The sequence below is a fragment of the Shewanella sp. DAU305 genome (genome assembly GCF_026802235.1).
Lineage (GTDB): Bacteria > Pseudomonadota > Gammaproteobacteria > Enterobacterales > Shewanellaceae > Shewanella > Shewanella baltica.
Genome location: NZ_CP113808.1, coordinates 491,222 through 507,477, shown reverse-complemented (window position 1 = coordinate 507,477; position 16,256 = coordinate 491,222). Strand labels below are relative to the sequence as shown.

General features: G+C 45.6%; 14 protein-coding genes and 1 pseudogene. 7 read left to right on the top strand and 8 right to left on the bottom strand.

What is annotated here, in order from left to right; all coding sequences use genetic code 11:
• Positions 1-9: 9 nt before the first annotated feature.
• Together dnaN and dnaA are read right to left on the bottom strand one after the other, a co-directional pair.
• Positions 10-1,110 carry a DNA polymerase III subunit beta gene (gene dnaN, locus OX890_RS02140; protein ID WP_006083825.1) on the bottom strand — a complete coding sequence of 367 codons (1,101 nt, stop codon included), beginning with the start codon at positions 1,108-1,110 and terminating at the stop codon, positions 10-12.
• Positions 1,111-1,129: 19 nt separating this feature from the next.
• On the bottom strand, positions 1,130-2,518 hold the full coding sequence (dnaA, locus tag OX890_RS02135; protein WP_006083826.1) for a chromosomal replication initiator protein DnaA: 1,389 nt from the start codon (positions 2,516-2,518) through the stop codon (positions 1,130-1,132).
• A 446-nt stretch (positions 2,519-2,964) separates the two neighbouring features.
• Here dnaA and rpmH point away from each other — a divergent pair, with 446 nt between their 5' ends.
• The 6 genes and pseudogenes from rpmH (at position 2,965) to OX890_RS02105 (ending at position 8,144) form a co-directional block, all read left to right on the top strand.
• Positions 2,965-3,102, top strand: coding sequence for a 50S ribosomal protein L34 (gene rpmH, locus OX890_RS02130; protein WP_006083827.1), 138 nt, complete (start codon positions 2,965-2,967; stop codon positions 3,100-3,102).
• 15 nt (positions 3,103-3,117) lie between these two features.
• Positions 3,118-3,474, top strand: a complete 357-nt coding sequence (gene rnpA, locus OX890_RS02125) for a ribonuclease P protein component (RefSeq protein ID WP_006083828.1) — start codon at positions 3,118-3,120, stop codon at positions 3,472-3,474.
• Positions 3,441-3,694: pseudogene (gene yidD, locus OX890_RS02120) on the top strand (membrane protein insertion efficiency factor YidD). The gene rnpA and the pseudogene yidD overlap by 34 nt, the downstream one beginning before the upstream one ends.
• Positions 3,695-3,697: 3 nt before the next feature.
• Positions 3,698-5,323 carry a membrane protein insertase YidC gene (gene yidC / locus OX890_RS02115; protein WP_006083830.1) on the top strand — a complete coding sequence of 542 codons (1,626 nt, stop codon included), beginning with the start codon at positions 3,698-3,700 and terminating at the stop codon, positions 5,321-5,323.
• 127 nt (positions 5,324-5,450) lie between these two features.
• The gene (mnmE, locus tag OX890_RS02110) at positions 5,451-6,812 is read left to right on the top strand and encodes a tRNA uridine-5-carboxymethylaminomethyl(34) synthesis GTPase MnmE (protein WP_012588973.1); all 1,362 of its coding nucleotides are present in this window, start codon (positions 5,451-5,453) and stop codon (positions 6,810-6,812) included.
• 162 nt (positions 6,813-6,974) lie between these two features.
• Complete coding sequence (locus tag OX890_RS02105) at positions 6,975-8,144, top strand: site-specific integrase (protein ID WP_268650036.1); 1,170 nt, start codon at positions 6,975-6,977, stop codon at positions 8,142-8,144.
• Positions 8,145-8,226: 82 nt separating this feature from the next.
• Here the strand turns inward: OX890_RS02105 and OX890_RS02100 are convergent, their stop codons facing one another.
• From OX890_RS02100 to OX890_RS02085, 4 genes are all read right to left on the bottom strand, one after another.
• Entirely contained in the window at positions 8,227-8,376 is a 150-nt protein-coding gene (locus OX890_RS02100; protein ID WP_014611895.1) for a hypothetical protein, read from the bottom strand.
• 178 nt (positions 8,377-8,554) lie between these two features.
• Entirely contained in the window at positions 8,555-8,899 is a 345-nt protein-coding gene (locus OX890_RS02095; RefSeq protein ID WP_268650035.1) for a helix-turn-helix transcriptional regulator, read from the bottom strand.
• A gap of 61 nt (positions 8,900-8,960) precedes the next feature.
• Complete coding sequence (locus OX890_RS02090) at positions 8,961-10,637, bottom strand: DUF927 domain-containing protein (protein WP_268650034.1); 1,677 nt, start codon at positions 10,635-10,637, stop codon at positions 8,961-8,963.
• A 12-nt stretch (positions 10,638-10,649) separates the two neighbouring features.
• Positions 10,650-10,847, bottom strand: coding sequence for a helix-turn-helix transcriptional regulator (locus tag OX890_RS02085; protein ID WP_175233746.1), 198 nt, complete (start codon positions 10,845-10,847; stop codon positions 10,650-10,652).
• Between the two features lie 521 nt (positions 10,848-11,368).
• On the opposite strand from OX890_RS02085, the gene mobI reads away from it, so the two are divergent.
• A complete protein-coding gene (gene mobI / locus OX890_RS02080; protein WP_268650033.1) occupies positions 11,369-12,046 on the top strand; it encodes a conjugative transfer protein MobI(A/C) in 678 nt (225 codons plus the stop codon).
• Positions 12,047-12,103: 57 nt separating this feature from the next.
• Here mobI and OX890_RS02075 read toward each other — a convergent pair whose 3' ends face one another.
• Positions 12,104-13,138 (bottom strand): virulence RhuM family protein, encoded by a 1,035-nt coding sequence (locus tag OX890_RS02075; protein WP_268650032.1) that lies wholly within the window; start codon positions 13,136-13,138, stop codon positions 12,104-12,106.
• A 51-nt stretch (positions 13,139-13,189) separates the two neighbouring features.
• Positions 13,190-16,252, bottom strand: coding sequence for a type I restriction endonuclease subunit R (locus OX890_RS02070; RefSeq protein WP_268650031.1), 3,063 nt, complete (start codon positions 16,250-16,252; stop codon positions 13,190-13,192).
• Positions 16,253-16,256: the final 4 nt, after the last annotated feature.

The following is a 16,256-nucleotide window of genomic DNA, read 5'->3' as shown; positions in this document are numbered from 1 at the left end:
ATCGATGGTTTATAAGCGCATCGGCATAACCACATACATGGAATCTTCTTCCAAATGGTTTTCGATTAAGGCGCTGGAGTTACCATCAATGAGCGTGATACGCACATCATCGGACTTAAGGTTGTTGAGCACGTCGAGTAAATAACTGACGTTAAAACCAATTTCTAAGGCTTGGTTGTTGTATTCCACATCGATGATCTCTTCCGCTTCTTCCTGTTCAGGATTGTTAGCGGTGATCTTGAGCAGACCATTTTCGAGTTGAATACGCACACCACGGAATTTTTCGTTCGATAAAATCGATGCGCGGGTCAGCGCTTGCTTCAGGTGATTACGACTCGCAATCACTATTTTATCACCGCCCTTTGGCAATACACGGCGATAATCAGGGAAGCGGCCATCAACTAATTTACTGGTAAATACAGTGTTAGCCGTAGTGGCACGAATGGCATTATCACCAATGGCAATCGCGATATCGAGATCGTCCGACTCCAATAAACGCGCCATTTCCATTACGCCTTTGCGTGGAACAATGACTTGTTTTTCAGGTAATTGTGCTTCAATCGTGCGATGACTTAAGGCCAAACGGTGGCCGTCGGTCGCAATCGCGCGCAACACATTACCTTCAGTTTCAAACAATAAACCGTTGAGGTAATAACGCACATCTTGGTTAGCCATAGAAAATTGCGTTGAGTCGATAATCGACTTCAATACGCCCTGCTTCAAGCTAAATTCAATCTCAGCTTGGAAGGCTTCAACGTTGGGATATTCTTCTGCGGGCAACGTCGCTAAGGAAAAACGGCTACGGCCTGAACGCAGCAACCATTTATTATCTTGTTGCTCGACTTTCAGCTCGCTTTGTTCTGGCAAAGACTTAACAATATCGAGCAGCTTTTTAGCCGGAACCGTAGTACGACCTTCTTCGATATCACCGTGAACCACAACTTGGCCCACGAGTTCGACTTCTAAATCGGTACCGGTCAGCTTAAGTGAGTGACCACTTACTTCTACAAGGAGGTTAGACAAAATGGGCAAATTATGGCGTCTTTCTACCGCACCACACACCAATTGCAACGGTTTTAATAGGGCATCCCTATCAATTGAGAATTTCATAGTGTCCAAATTCCTTGTTTTAAGAAGATAAGGTTCTAATCAAATTAGCATAATCTTCTTTAATGTCGTGGCTCTCTTCCCGTAGCTGAGCAATCTTACGACAGGCATGCAACACTGTGGTGTGATCTCGACCACCAAAAGCATCACCAATTTCCGGCAAGCTTTGGTTAGTTAATTCTTTGGATAACGCCATTGCCACTTGTCTAGGCCGCGCGACACTGCGTGAACGGCGCTTAGACAACATATCAGCCATCTTGATCTTGTAGTATTCAGCTACGGTTTTCTGAATATTGTCTATAGTGACTAATTTTTCTTGAAGTGCCAAGAGGTCACGTAAAGCTTCACGAACAAAATCAATGGTAATTGGGCGGCCAGTGAAGTTAGCATTCGCAATAACGCGGTTTAACGCCCCTTCTAGCTCACGCACGTTTGAACGTAAACGTTTAGCAATAAAGAAGGCCACTTCATCGGGCAAGTTAATGCCACTCTCTTGGGCTTTACGCATCAAAATCGCGACGCGGGTTTCTAACTCTGGTGGCTCAATCGCCACAGTTAAACCCCAACCAAAACGCGATTTCAATCTGTCTTCAACACCGTCGATCTCTTTTGGATAACGATCTGAAGTCAAAATAATTTGGTGATTCCCCTCAAGTAAGGCGTTGAAGGTATGGAAGAATTCTTCTTGGGATCTGTCTTTATTGGCAAAAAATTGAATATCATCGATAAACAAGGCATCGACGCTACGGTAGTAACGTTTAAATTCTTCGATCGCATTGTTTTGCAGCGCTTTAACCATGTCTTGGACAAAACGCTCGGAATGCATGTAAACCACTTTGGCATTCGGATTATTTTTAATGATCCCGTTACCGACAGCGTGCAACAAGTGAGTCTTACCTAGACCTGTTCCGCCATATAAGAATAATGGGTTATAAGCACCACCTGGATTTTCAGCCACTTGCAACGCCGCAGCCTTACCTAATTGGTTCGACTTACCTTCTACGAAGTTATCAAACTGGTAGCTAGGATTGATGTTACTGCGGTGATTCGCGTTCGCCATCGGCTCGGCTTGGACGTTAAACGTCGTGCCTACTGTCGCTTTAGTTTGAGTATTCGCTACACGAGTTGGCGCTATAGGTGCTGGCACACTTGGCTTTTTCGCCGAAGGACGACTACCAATATCGAAACGCAATTTAGGTGCATCGCTGCCCATCTGCTCAGTAAAGAACTGATTAATGATATTGATGTACTTATCTCTGACCCAATCAAGCACGAAGCGGTTGGGCGCATAAAGCACCAGAGTATCTCCATCCATTTCGGCTTGTAACGGTCTGATCCACATACTGAACTGCTGAGCAGAAAGCTCATCTTGCAATCGTCCGATACATTGTTGCCAAAGTGAAACAGCCACTTAGTTATCCCCAAAAGATCATCAAAAAAGAGGTGTATTCTATAGCGAGATCTCAAGGATCGCTATCCTTAAAAAATATTTATCCCCAGCGAGATCATTCTGTGTGGATATCCTCGATCATCAAAGATCCAAAACGATCCTTTTATTCTGCACTATCCGCAAATCCTGCTTTATTAAGCGATCCACATTGATCTATAATAGCGCCCCTTCGATCGGCTCGAAGATCCCCTGCACTACTATATATAGTGTCCATACACAGAGTTATCCACATCTTATGGTGTATTCTGGGGATTGATCAAAGGATACGCTGGCAGAAATAAAGCACTTACTTACTTTCGTTGTTGACGTGACTAAGTATTGTGATTACAATTCGGCCTCTTTTTTGCCCTTACCTCTATCCTAGAGATAAGGATATGTTCACTAATTAACAAAGACGGATTGCCATCATGAGTAAACGTACTTTTCAACCTAGCAACCTGAAGCGCAAGCGTTCTCACGGCTTCCGCGCTCGTATGGCTACTGTAGGCGGCCGTAAGGTGCTTGCACGTCGTCGTGCGAAAGGTCGCGCTCGTTTATCTGCTTAATAAGTGGGTAACTAGTTGACTAGCTATACCTTTTCGCGGGAGTTACGTTTGTTAACTCCCGCGCAATTTAAATCTGTATTTTCCAATCCCATCAAAGCATCTTCTGCTGAAATTACCTTGCTCGCTATTCCTAACACGGAACAACATCCGCGTATGGGCCTTACTGTTGCCAAACGCTTTGTAAAACGCGCCAATCAACGTAACCGTATTAAGCGTGTGATCAGAGATAGTTTTCGCTTAAATCAACACGACATTCCTCATCTTGATATTGTTGTGCTTGTCAGAAATGGCGTGATGGAAATGGAAAACGCTGAAATCAACAAATTGATAGAAAAGCTATGGCGCAAACTCAGTCGCCGCTACAATGGCTAGCGACCACGTTAATTCGTGGCTATCAAGTATTCATAAGCCCTATACTGGGCCCTCGATGCCGTTTCAATCCCACCTGCTCTCACTACGCTATTGAAGCAATAAAAGTGCATGGAACCGCGAAAGGTTGTTGGTTTGCATTGAAACGCATATTAAAATGTCACCCTTTACATCCCGGCGGTAGTGATCCCGTCCCCCTAAAAATGACAGGTGTAATAAATAGGCTATGGAATCTCAACGCAATATATTGCTCATAGGACTACTGTTTGTCAGCTTTTTGCTGTGGCAACAGTGGCAAGCAGACAAAGCTCCTAAACCAGTTGCAACCGAATCGTCCTTAGTGGCGAACGCGGCAAACTCACACAGTGCCGATGTTCCAGAAGCTGATACAGGTGTTCCTGCAGCAGTGACAGCAACCAGCAAACTGATTACCGTGAAAACCGACCAGTTGGATGTTCAAATTAATCCAATCGGTGGCGACATTGTTTTTGCTGCGTTAGTTTCGCACAAAATGGAACAGGATAAAGATCAACCCTTCGTGTTGCTTGAGCAAACGAAAGATTTCACTTATATAGCCCAGAGCGGTCTTATAGGTCGCGATGGTATCGACAGTAGCGCCAAAGGCCGTGCCGCATTTAGCACTGCAGCGACTGAATATACCTTAGCTGAAGGTCAAGACACTTTAGAAGTGCCATTAACTTATGTAGCCGACAATGGCGTGACATACACTAAAGTGTTTGTATTCCATCGCGGTAAGTTCAACGTCGATGTTGACTATAAAATCAACAACACTTCTGCGGCTCCGCTGCAAGTTCAGATGTACGGTCAAATTAAACAAACGATTAAACCGTCTGAAAGCAGCATGGTCATGCCTACCTACCGTGGTGGCGCATTCTCTACGCAAGATGTGCGTTATGAGAAATACAAATTTGATGACATGGCGAAAAGCAACCTGAACCAAGCGACGTTGGGCGGTTGGGCTGCCATGCTACAACATTACTTCGTTTCTGCTTGGATCCCACCGGCTACCGACAGCAACACAATTTTCTCTAGTGTCAGTGCGGGCGGTTTAGCCAATATTGGTTTCCGCGGCGCGGTATATGATATTGCTCCAGGTGCGACTCAAGAAATTAGCTCACAGTTCTACGTTGGTCCTAAGGATCAAAAAGCACTGTCAGCCATCTCTGATACCTTAAACCTAGTGGTCGATTATGGCTTCCTATGGTGGTTAGCAGTACCTATTCACTGGCTATTGATGTTCTATCAGTCATTCGTCGGTAACTGGGGTATGGCTATTATTCTGATCACCTTAACCGTTCGTGGTTTACTGTTCCCGCTGACAAAAGCGCAGTACACCTCAATGGCGAAGATGCGTAACCTGCAACCTAAACTGACTGACTTGAAAGAACGCTTTGGTGATGACCGTCAAAAGATGGGTCAGGCCATGATGGAACTGTATAAGAAAGAAAAAGTTAACCCTATGGGTGGCTGTTTACCTATTATTTTACAGATGCCAATCTTCATTGCCTTGTACTGGGTATTGTTAGAAAGCTTCGAGCTACGTCACGCCCCCTTTATGTTGTGGATCCACGATTTATCGGTACAAGATCCTTACTACATATTGCCGTTGCTAATGGGCGTATCTATGTTTGTGATGCAGAAGATGCAACCTATTGCACCGACTATGGACCCAATGCAAGTGAAAATGATGCAGTGGATGCCAGTGATCTTTACCGTATTCTTCCTCTGGTTCCCAGCGGGTCTAGTACTGTACTGGTTAGTGGGTAACATAGTTGCTATCACGCAACAGAAGATTATTTATGCAGGTCTAGCGAAAAAAGGCTTAAAATAAGCCTAAGATTTGCAAGACTCTAGCGCATCGTTACAGATTAATGTGAACGAATGACACTAAAAGGCGGCTTAATTGGCCGCCTTTTCCTTTACATGATTTAGTAGATATTAGTTTGGTGGGTATTTCCGTGACAACTGACACTATCGTGGCTCAAGCCACCGCGCCCGGACGTGGCGGCGTTGGCATCATTCGAATTTCAGGCGACAAGGCCAGTGATGTCGCTATGGCCGTATTAGGTCATCTTCCTAAAACCCGATATGCCGATTATTGCGATTTTAAGAGTGCATCGGGCCAAGTAATAGACCAAGGCATAGCGCTGTTTTTTAAAGGACCGAATTCCTTTACTGGCGAAGATGTCTTGGAACTTCAAGGCCACGGCGGCCAAATTGTCCTCGACATGCTGATCAAACGTGTAATGGAAGTCGGTGGTATTCGTATCGCAAAACCAGGTGAGTTCAGCGAACAAGCCTTTATGAACGATAAGCTCGACTTAACCCAAGCCGAAGCCATTGCCGACCTTATCGACGCCACCAGTGAGCAAGCCGCAAAAAGTGCGCTGCAATCACTACAAGGTGAATTTTCTAAGGAAGTCCACGAGCTGGTGGACCAAGTCACTAACCTGCGTTTATACGTTGAAGCCGCAATTGATTTCCCCGATGAAGAAGTCGACTTTTTAAGTGACGGCAAAATTGCCAATGCACTCTATAAAATCATCGACAAACTTGACCTAGTGCAAGCCAGTGCCAAGCAAGGTTCTATCATTCGTGAAGGGATGAAAGTGGTGATTGCCGGTCGTCCCAATGCCGGAAAATCAAGCTTACTGAATGCGTTAGCGGGTAAAGAGTCGGCCATTGTGACTGAAATTGCCGGTACAACACGCGACGTATTACGTGAACATATCCATTTAGATGGTATGCCGCTGCACATTATTGATACCGCAGGCCTGCGTGATACCACAGATACGGTAGAACAAATTGGCATTGAACGCGCATGGAATGAGATAAATAGCGCCGATCGCGTGCTATTTATGGTGGACGGCACGACAACCGCCGCCGTCGATCCCCATGCTATTTGGCCTGACTTTGTCGATCGCCTCCCCTCCAATTTAGGTGTAACAGTGATCCGTAATAAAGCCGATCTTACTGGCGAAGACCTAATGATGACTGAAGAACAAGGTTATAGCGTCTACCGGATCTCGGCTAAAACAGGCTTAGGTGTTGAAGAATTAAAGCAACACTTGAAGTCACTTATGGGTTATCAGAGTAATCTCGAAGGTGGCTTTATCGCCCGTCGTCGTCACTTAGAAGCCCTTGAATTAGCCGCAGGACACCTGCAATTGGGTAAAGAACAGTTAGAGGTTTACCTTGCCGGAGAGCTGCTGGCGGAAGAGCTACGTATGTGCCAATTAGCACTATCAGAGATCACTGGCCGCTTCACTTCTGACGATTTACTCGGCAAGATTTTCAGCTCTTTCTGTATAGGGAAGTAAAATAGTAAAACGCATCAAACCAAATCAAAACAACATTATGATTTTAAAATAATTTTTTTTACTTGGTGGGAAGTGATTTGAAGGGTTTTGTCGATTCTTGCGCCATGTGTGCGCCACAGATAAATTCTGGCGCACATATGGCGCACAAGATGAGAAAAACCAATGAAAATCAGCATACATAAACGAGATCCAGATAAGAATGGTCAACGTGCTATCAGGTTAGTTTACTATTATGGGTCAAAGACCTCGGAAGACGGCTCAAGAGCTCAGAAACGCTCATATGAGACGTTAAACCTGTTCCTCTACGCCAAACCCAAAAACGCAGTTGAACGCGAGCACAACAAAACTACATTGCAAAAAGCTGAGGCCATTCGTGCCAAGCGTCTACTGGAAATGGAATCAGCCAAACACGGCTTGGATGACCGCACAAAACTCAATGCCAGCTTCTTTGACTACTTCGACCATATTACAGCGAGTAAAGCATACGGTAGCAAATCCAACTACTCAATTTGGGTTTCTGCGGGCATCCATCTCCACCGTTATCACCGCCACGCAGAACTCACTTTTGAACAGATAGATAAATACTTTTTGGAAGGGTTCCGCCATTACCTACAGCATGAGGCAATAACAAAATCAGATACCGGCCTCTCCAGAAATACCGCCTGTAGCTATTTCAATAAAATCCGGGCAGCACTCAACCAAGCGCAACGAGACCGAATCATCAGAGATAACCCTGTTGAACAAGTCAAATCCATCAAAGCAGAAAGGACACAGCGCACTTATCTCACTCTGGATGAGGTAAAGGCCCTTACCAAGGCAGAATGCCGTTACGATGTACTACGAAGAGCATTTCTTTTCTCCTGCACGACAGGACTACGCTGGTCAGACATTCATAAACTGGTGTGGGGTGAAATTGAACTATTTGCTCAAGGGCACTACCGAATCATATTTTCCCAGATAAAGCTCAAAAACTCGGGCAATGGCCTGCAATATCTCGATTTACCGGATTCTGCGGTGCGTCTACTCAACTTGGAGAACAAGGGGAAACCAACTGAACGGGTTTTTAAGGGTTTACGTTACGACAGCTATAGCAACGTAGCTCTAGTGCAGTGGGCTATACGCGCCGGGATAACCAAACACGTAACCTTTCATGCAGGCCGCCATACCTTTGCAGTAAACCAACTTGCCCGTGGCCTGGACATCTATTCCCTGTCCAGATTGCTTGGCCACAGCGAACTCAGAACAACAGAAATCTACGCAGATATTCTGGAAACCCGCCGCACAGAGGCCATGCGGACCTTTCCTGATATCTTCGATGAGTCATCAGACTAAGAGCATTATTGCTACCAAACGACTAAATCTTTACAAAGAAAAGGGCACCTCGACAGTGCCCTCCATCAACCACATAAGATCGTTAGTTTTTACATCCGTTCTTATCACATGTGATTTTCTCGTGGGAATTAACCCAGTGATCGGCATTTTTCTTCGTATCAGTGCCGCAGCCAGTGGTGCCGCCTTTAGCACCGCTGTGTACTACACCGGTTGGGGTATGTTTAACAGACATATTGACCGTCCCTAGCTAATGATTTGTTTTTAAAAGCGCATTCGCACGCACATTAAGACTTAGTCATTAAAGCCTGAGCTGTCAATTCGACGAGTAACCGTTACATGTCACAGTTAAAGAACGTGACATGTAACGTATATAACCATTCCTATTTATTTTCAAAAAGTTAAGCCTCAACCTAATATCTCCGACCATACAATTTTCGGTTAGCGACTAGATGATCAGCAGCGGCTTTATCAATCTCATCAGAAGAAGCCACACGATTACTCTGCAACCAAGCCAAGATATCGGCTCTCCTGAAGAACACCCGATTACCATTAGGTTTGAAGAATGGGATCTTGCGTTCATGGGTCAATCGGTACAAAGTGCTTTTCTTTAGCCCTGTCAGCTCAGCACATTCCTCAACGGTGAGGATTTCCTTTGTTGTGTCAGGACGTTGTTCACTTTTGATGTGATCGGTAATCAGTTTTTTAAGCTGTGACATATCCATCAGCATGCGCTGAAGCATCTCTTTTTCAGTCATGTTGATACTCTCCTACACTGCCAAGTTAAAGTGGGATAAACGGGAAACTGGGAACACTAAGCTAGTCGTCATGTTCAACCCTCTCTAAATCTTCAAGGTGGCGCCTAACTTGGTCAGGTTTGAGCGCAAAAAAACGTTGAAACTCACCATTAATCCGCGTCTTATAGGTTCCCCTAGAGCGCTCGTTCGTTACCAAGCAACCGCGTTGCAGCAAGATTTCCACTTCTCGCATATAGTGAGTGGGAAGTTCAAGTTTTTGCAGGAAATGAGTTTTGTTGATAAGCCACAATTCGCATCCATCCAGTGAACGGCGGTAACCTGGCATTCCCTTGCCTGAATCCTGATCAATTTCACCGATATTGCGTTCCCAGTTGCGCATCGCTTTTTCCAATGACCTAAGCAGCCTAAACTCTTCGGAATTCTTAGAGTGCCCACGATTAGCGAGCCACGCACTAAGGACTTTATGTACCGCATCGAGTGACTCTTCCTCAGACCACGGCAAGATGAAATTTCGACTAGCGAGGCATAGTGCAGTACCAATCAGTGCAAATCGTCTAACGACTCGCTGTACTTGAGAGGCCATTGAATCGCTTGTCCAAGCGCTGCTAAGACGACCTATTTCATAGCTGAGGTAGCGGCTAAGCTCATCATGCAGCCCTGTAAGTAGCGATAACCACTCTCGAATTACTGTGCCATGAAAGCACTGACAAGACGTTTTAAGCTCATCAACGAATTGTTGAGCGCTCTTACGGCCATGTAATTCATCGAATGCGCCATGTATACCAAAAATTGGGATCTCCACCAGTCGTATCTGCTGACCAGCCCTAAGTGGCTTACCTATCTGCTGAAGTAATTCGGCAATCCAAACTTCCCCGCTACTTAGTACCAGCGTTCGCCATTGTGACGTCGCGGCCAACTCTCCGGTCACGTTAGCGCGCAGTTTTCCTGCGCCATTCATGATCTGATAAATGGCAGTATCAACGTCTTCTGGGCGAGCCATTCCTATCTCATCCAGCGTCAGCAACATATCGTTGTGCTCTGATGAGACTGCAGCCAATCCATTGCTTGTCGAGATCCAGCTACGTCTATAGCTATCGCTGCCATATAAGCTTGCCGCAATCTGCAATAAAGTTGTTTTACCGGCAGAAGAAGCACCAACAAAATGAAAGGCTCCATTTTCCATACCAGAAGGGGCTAGTAATGGTGCTGCCAACCCAGTTCCTATGCAGAAAATAGCTAGCGGATTCCCACGGCATAGCTTCCCAACATGGTTTTGCCAATCACTCAAACTCCCAGCTTCCTCTAACAGCTTGGAACTGGACAACTGACCCACAAAATAATGGGGTTCGTCAGCAGAGCCCACAGTCCAACTGCTTGTGGCAAATATGGGCCCATGCCAGCCTGTGCGATTCACCACAGTTGCCGGAGCAGCAAGAGCCATCTGTTCTACTAGATAATGTTGAAGCCGACTCCAACTTGATTGGCCTGGGGTTAATGGATACCCAGTATCGACCAGCATATCCCTGATCTGGCGGGCGTTATCGCTGTTAAGATCACGGGCGTAGACAACTTCTCGTAACCTAACCCCATCAAAATTTTGCCATTCCAGCAGCGCTCCATGCCCATGTCGTTTGTCAGTTAAACGAGTGCGAGCCAAAACCTGAATCCAACCGCCTATTCGCAGCCAACGATCAGAGGACAAGCAATAGATCCCATCATCCTGCAACTTATTTTGCATCACTTCCCCCTTTTATAAATCACTCAACCATGTAGCAATATCGCTGTACCTAAACCGCACAGAGCGGCCATTGGGATTGGGTTTTATTGGAGGAGGAAAGCGTCCATCTCGCACGTAGCGACGAAGTGTCGCTTGTGACGTTTGCAAAACGTCACACACTTCTGCATAAGTTAGTAACCGTTCTTCTTTAGGTTGGTTATTACCCTTCATGATAACTCCTGTTTATTATCTAGCTTGCAGGAGCAATCATCTCGAAAAAGGCTAACTAAACAGACCGCTGGAACGGCCCTTTTTGGACACATTCATAAAAACTGTCAATATACTGATATTTAATGAAATTTATTTAGTATCAACTTGAGAAACAGCCTCGGGAGTACAAAAAAGCTAAGCCATTGATGAGTTGGCCGACATTACCGTATCAATTTGTGCGCCAGTGAAAAAACTTTCACATGTGAAAGCTTAGAGACCTGACGATTTACACTGAACAAAGCTAGGTCCCCCATAAAAAGTGGAATCGTTTGGATTAGGTCTTTTGAGGAAGATAGCAGTTGTATGGAATAAATCGTCCAAGGTCCCCCATCAGATAGTTATTGGAAAGGAATTGGCTAGGTCTTCTGGCTAAGGCGCGACAACAAAAGACCAGTGTGCCCCAAAAGGGCACGAAGGCAGGCGATGAATTAGATCATGAGACAATAGACTCACTCTGTATTCAACATACCGAGGATTATGTCATGATCAAAAATCATTCATTTTTAGAACAACAGATAGCTACATTTGGTGCCGCACTAAATGGGGGAAATCAACCGCAATCTGAGTACATAGAAGCCTTCTCAAAATCATTTAAAGGGCTAGAAACACAAATTAATATTTGGGAAACCTTTATTGCCAATAGCACAAATGTTAATCAAGACGATGCTATGCTTTTTTCATTATCAGTCTCAGAGCAATATCTACACTACACCCATAAATCGACCGAAATAGAACAGCTCCGCTACTTCTACATAGCACAAAAAATTGCAGACTTGTTCTGGCAGAACAACGTTGCACATAGAGGTAAAAACTCTGAAGGCTACCCAGGTCATTTTGGTTGTCGTGTAAGGCTAAGAAACAAAAAACTCGAAATTTTTTGGGTTTATAACCAGTTTAAGCCTAAAAAGAATTCTGACGGATTCCAGGTGATCAGCCATTACCTCCCCCGTGAGGGAAATTATCGCTATCCACAAAGCACTTTTACCCGAGCACAAGATTGGGAAAAACCGGTGATTACTGCTGTTGAAGATGCTTTCTCAATAATCCGCAGAGCCAACTCAAATCTAATGCGGGTTAGACAACTGTGCCGTTGGAATGACACAAATCTCTACCAAATGGCGGGTGATATCGACGATTTTAAGATGGATAATCCTTTATAATTATTATATTAAAACACAGCCCTCAACTCATTCGAGATCAGGACTGTATGATAGCGACTATTTGTCTTTTTTGAGTATGGCTTTGAGTGCTGCAATATTAGCCCGCGCGCCTTCGGCTTCTTTTAAACGGCGGCGCTGCTGGGCAAAGCGGTCAAACTCCAATTTAGCCTTATCATCTGCCGCTTTTTTGGAAATTTTTCCTGCACCGTTTAATACATCTCTATCGTTAAAACTCAAGAACTGATCAAGCTTATCGGCCCAGTCCTGCAAGAATACCTGCTTACGGCGTAGCGCTTGGTCTTCGGCAAAATCGAGCCACATATTGACGATACGATTGAGCTCTTTGATTTCGTCTTCATGCATATAATTCTTGGCAATGGTGACGTCTGTCTTGCGTACTTCATCACCTTTATAGCTGGTTAGGCCCATATCCGGTTTACTGGCGTCGACTCGGTTGGCGATAAGCTCAGCGGCAGTCATTTGCGTACAGGCATAATGCAACTTGTTCTGGATGGTTTGAAAGAAGCGGTTGGTCTCTTGGTTGGATGGCTCGTAATCAGCAGCCATGGTAAAGATTTCTTTCACCCGCAGATAAACGCGACGCTCACTGGCGCGGATATCACGAATGCGTTCCAGCATTTCATCAAAGTAATCTGGCACAGCAGAATAGCCAACGGGCGGATTTTTCAGGCGCTCGTCATCCATGACGAAGCCTTTGATCAGGTACTCTTGCAACATTCTGGTTGCCCATTGCCGGAACTGGGTGCCACGTGTTGAGCGAACTCGGTATCCTACCGCAAGAATAACCGGAAGACTGTAGTGACGAATACTTCGCTTTACTTCTCTGCCGCCTTCCAGTTGAACTTGTAAGTAATCCTTACAAGTTGAAATTTGCTCAAGCTCTTCTTCAGAATAGACAGCTTTTACGTGTTGGGTGATCGCTTGAGAGCTAACTTGATACAGCTCAGCCATTGCAGCCTGAGAAAGCCACAAGGTGTCTGATTCAAAACGACACTCGACGCGAGTTTGACCGTCAACACTGGTGAATAAAACAAACTCGCCTTGAGGGGCTTGGGGAATGTTATCAGTCATACAATTAGCCTTCTTACATCATAGTGTTGCGATAATCACTAAAATACCGCATCAATAATGCTCTTCTATGTACCCGTAAGCCTTTTGGAACAACTCTTTGTCTTTGCCCAAACCAAACTGAGCCAACGTTAACAACAGCGCTTTTTGAATCTCTCTAGGACCACTGTTAGAGTTTTGCCAACCTTCAAAACGAGTAGCGTTGACGATTTTGTCGATTTGCTCAACCACATCACCGATTAACTTGGGTGTGGTTTCGGGGCGAGTTTCTAAGAAGAGCTTGGTTAAAGCCTGCTTATTGTCCTCTTCGGTAACCACATGCTCGCCAGTTTCGCGCTCAGCTTGCACCGTGTCTTTGGCGGCATCTAATAGGCCTTTTAACCAGTCGATGGCTTTAATTACACCCGCTTCGTAGTCCTGACGGAGCTTTTCAAGCCGTTCTCCAAGCTTAACGAAGGTTGGATCACCACTACCGCGCAAGCGTCCCATCAAATCGATTTCAAGACGCTTAGCGCGCTTCTCTTGCTCTTTTTCTGTGAGAGTAAAGATTGAGTGCTCATCCATAATCAGCTCGTCGATATCATCACGGATGCGGTTGATGTCGGTATGCTCATGGATCATCTTGATAGTTTCAGGACCAAGCGCAGCCCACACTAACGCCCCTGTTTGGCCGACTGGGCGCACCGATTCGTAAATCTGTGCCAACCACTTATAATCTTTGCGGTACGGGGCTAAAAAGGTGTCAGGGTTAATGGCCGACCAAAGTTTGGCTAATACGCCAAAGCTCGCGGCAAACTCATCACGCGTCGCATTGGTTGGTAAGCATTCTTGCGCTGCCATAATGCCTTCGAAGCCTTCTAGGGTGCGGTCAACGCCAGGGAAGAAGGATAAACACTTCTCTAGCTGGGCCGGTAACAACTCTTTAAAAGCCTCAATGCCTTCGACCACGCCGTCAATTTCTTCAGGGTTGTAGGCTAACGCAGTGCGTAGATTTTCAAACACGCCGAGATAATCGATGATCAGGCCCATATCTTTACGCACTTCGTTCGTTTCGTACAAACGGTTGGTGCGGCACATGGCCTGTAGTAGCGTGTGATCGCGCAGAGGTTTATCTAAGTACATGCAGTAGCAAATTGGCGCATCAAAACCGGTAAGCAACTTCGCCGTGACAATAATCAGCTGTAACGGGTGTTTTGGATCTTTAAAACTTTCTATCAAATCTTTCTGGGTTTGCTCTTCGGCGTCAACCTGTTGCCAACGTTCAAAGTCCAACTGCTGAATTGGCAATTCCAACTCGTCATGCCATTTGCGCCAATCTTTGTTGAGCTTGTCTTTTTTACCACCTTCTTCGACTTTTACCGGTGCTTGGTCAACGTTCATCACCACTTCAACGGCATCAAAGCCGAGCTTTTCACCCAGCAAGTAGTACATTTGCACGCAGGCATCGCGGTCGTACACCACCACCATACCTTTCATCTTTTTTGGCTTCACGTGGGCGGTAAAGTGCTTAGCTATATCGGAGCTTACTGCGGCCATACGTTTCGGGGCTTTTAGCATTACCGCTAACTTACCGGCGCGTTTTGAGAGCGCAGCCTTTTCTTCGTCGTCCAAGTTGTTTTCTTTGGCAAGATTTTCGAATTCTTCGTTAATAGCATCCCTATCTACCCGCAACTCAGCTAAACGGGGTTCGAACTTAACCGGGTTGGTGGCACCATCGCGGATCGACTGTTTATAGCAGTAGCGATTCATATAGCGACCGGGGTCTTCCTCGGCGCCGAATAGCTTAAATGTGTTACGGTCAATGCCTGAAATGGGCGTACCGGTTAACCCATAAAAGTGCGCTTGCGGCAGCGCCCAGCGCATCTTATCCCCCAAACCACCTTCTTGGGTTCGGTGAGCTTCATCCACTAACACAATAATATTATCGCGATTGTTGAGGCCGTTAGGGTTACTGTCGTCGATCTCAACATCTTTAAACTTAAAGATGGTGGTAATTAAAATGCCACGGCTGCCTTGCTCGATATGTTGGCCGAGCTTTTTACAGCTTTGTACCTTGATAAGATTTTTAACGTCGGCACCACCAAAGGTTTCATTGATTTGGGTATCGAGATCACGCCGGTCAACCACAATCAATACGGTGGGATTTTTAAGCTCATTGTCACCACGCAACATTTTGGCAGCGTAGAGCATCAGTAATGATTTACCGGAACCTTGGAAATGCCAGATAAGGCCTTTCTTTGGGTAGCCTTTGCGCACACGGTCAACAATCTGCTTGGCCGCTTCAAACTGTGGGTAACGTGGCAGAATTTTAATGCGCTTGGGTGGTGTGTTCTTACCTGTTTTGACGGTTGAAAACAGCGCAAATGATTCGAGCAACTGCAATAAGGTTTGTGGGTTTAGCAATCCCTCGCAACTATCTAACACTGATGCGAGCCCGGGCATAATCTCATCCCGCAATTCGGTATTGTGCCAAGGTCCCCAATCTTTTACTCGGGCGTTGATAGCACCGTAGGCAAAGGTTTTGCCTTCACTGGCGAAACAAAGCAAGTTAGGCACAAAGTAAGGTTCAACGTTGTGCCAGTAGTACTTTTCTCCACCCATAAAATCAGCTGCACCATCCTGCCAGGTCACACTTGGGCGAGTGGCACTTTTGACTTCCCCCACCACCAAGGGAATGCCGTTTACATAGAGCACAATATCAAAATAGACTTCGGTAGCCGCGATATAGTGCACCTGTTGTGACACCACAAAGTGATTGTTGTCGATATTGTCGAAATCAATCAGGTTGATGGTGATATGGTCGCCATTCTCACCAAAGGGTAAGGTCTTTTCGGCCATTAACCATTCATGAAAATTCTCATTGGCTTTTACTAAGCCTGTGTGACGTGCTTCCAACACTACTCCACGCAGTTTGTAAATCACTTCATCGGCGTAATCAGGCTGTTTGGCGATATCGGGGTTTAACGAACATAACGCGTCTTTGAGCCATTCATCGACAAAGATATCCTGCGCTTGCTTAGGCAGGTTCTCACCGTGGCAGTAAGTCCACTTTACGCCGCTTAAACCCTTTAAGCGGTCGATAATTCCATTTTCTGTGACGGTTTGTTCGTTAAACATACAG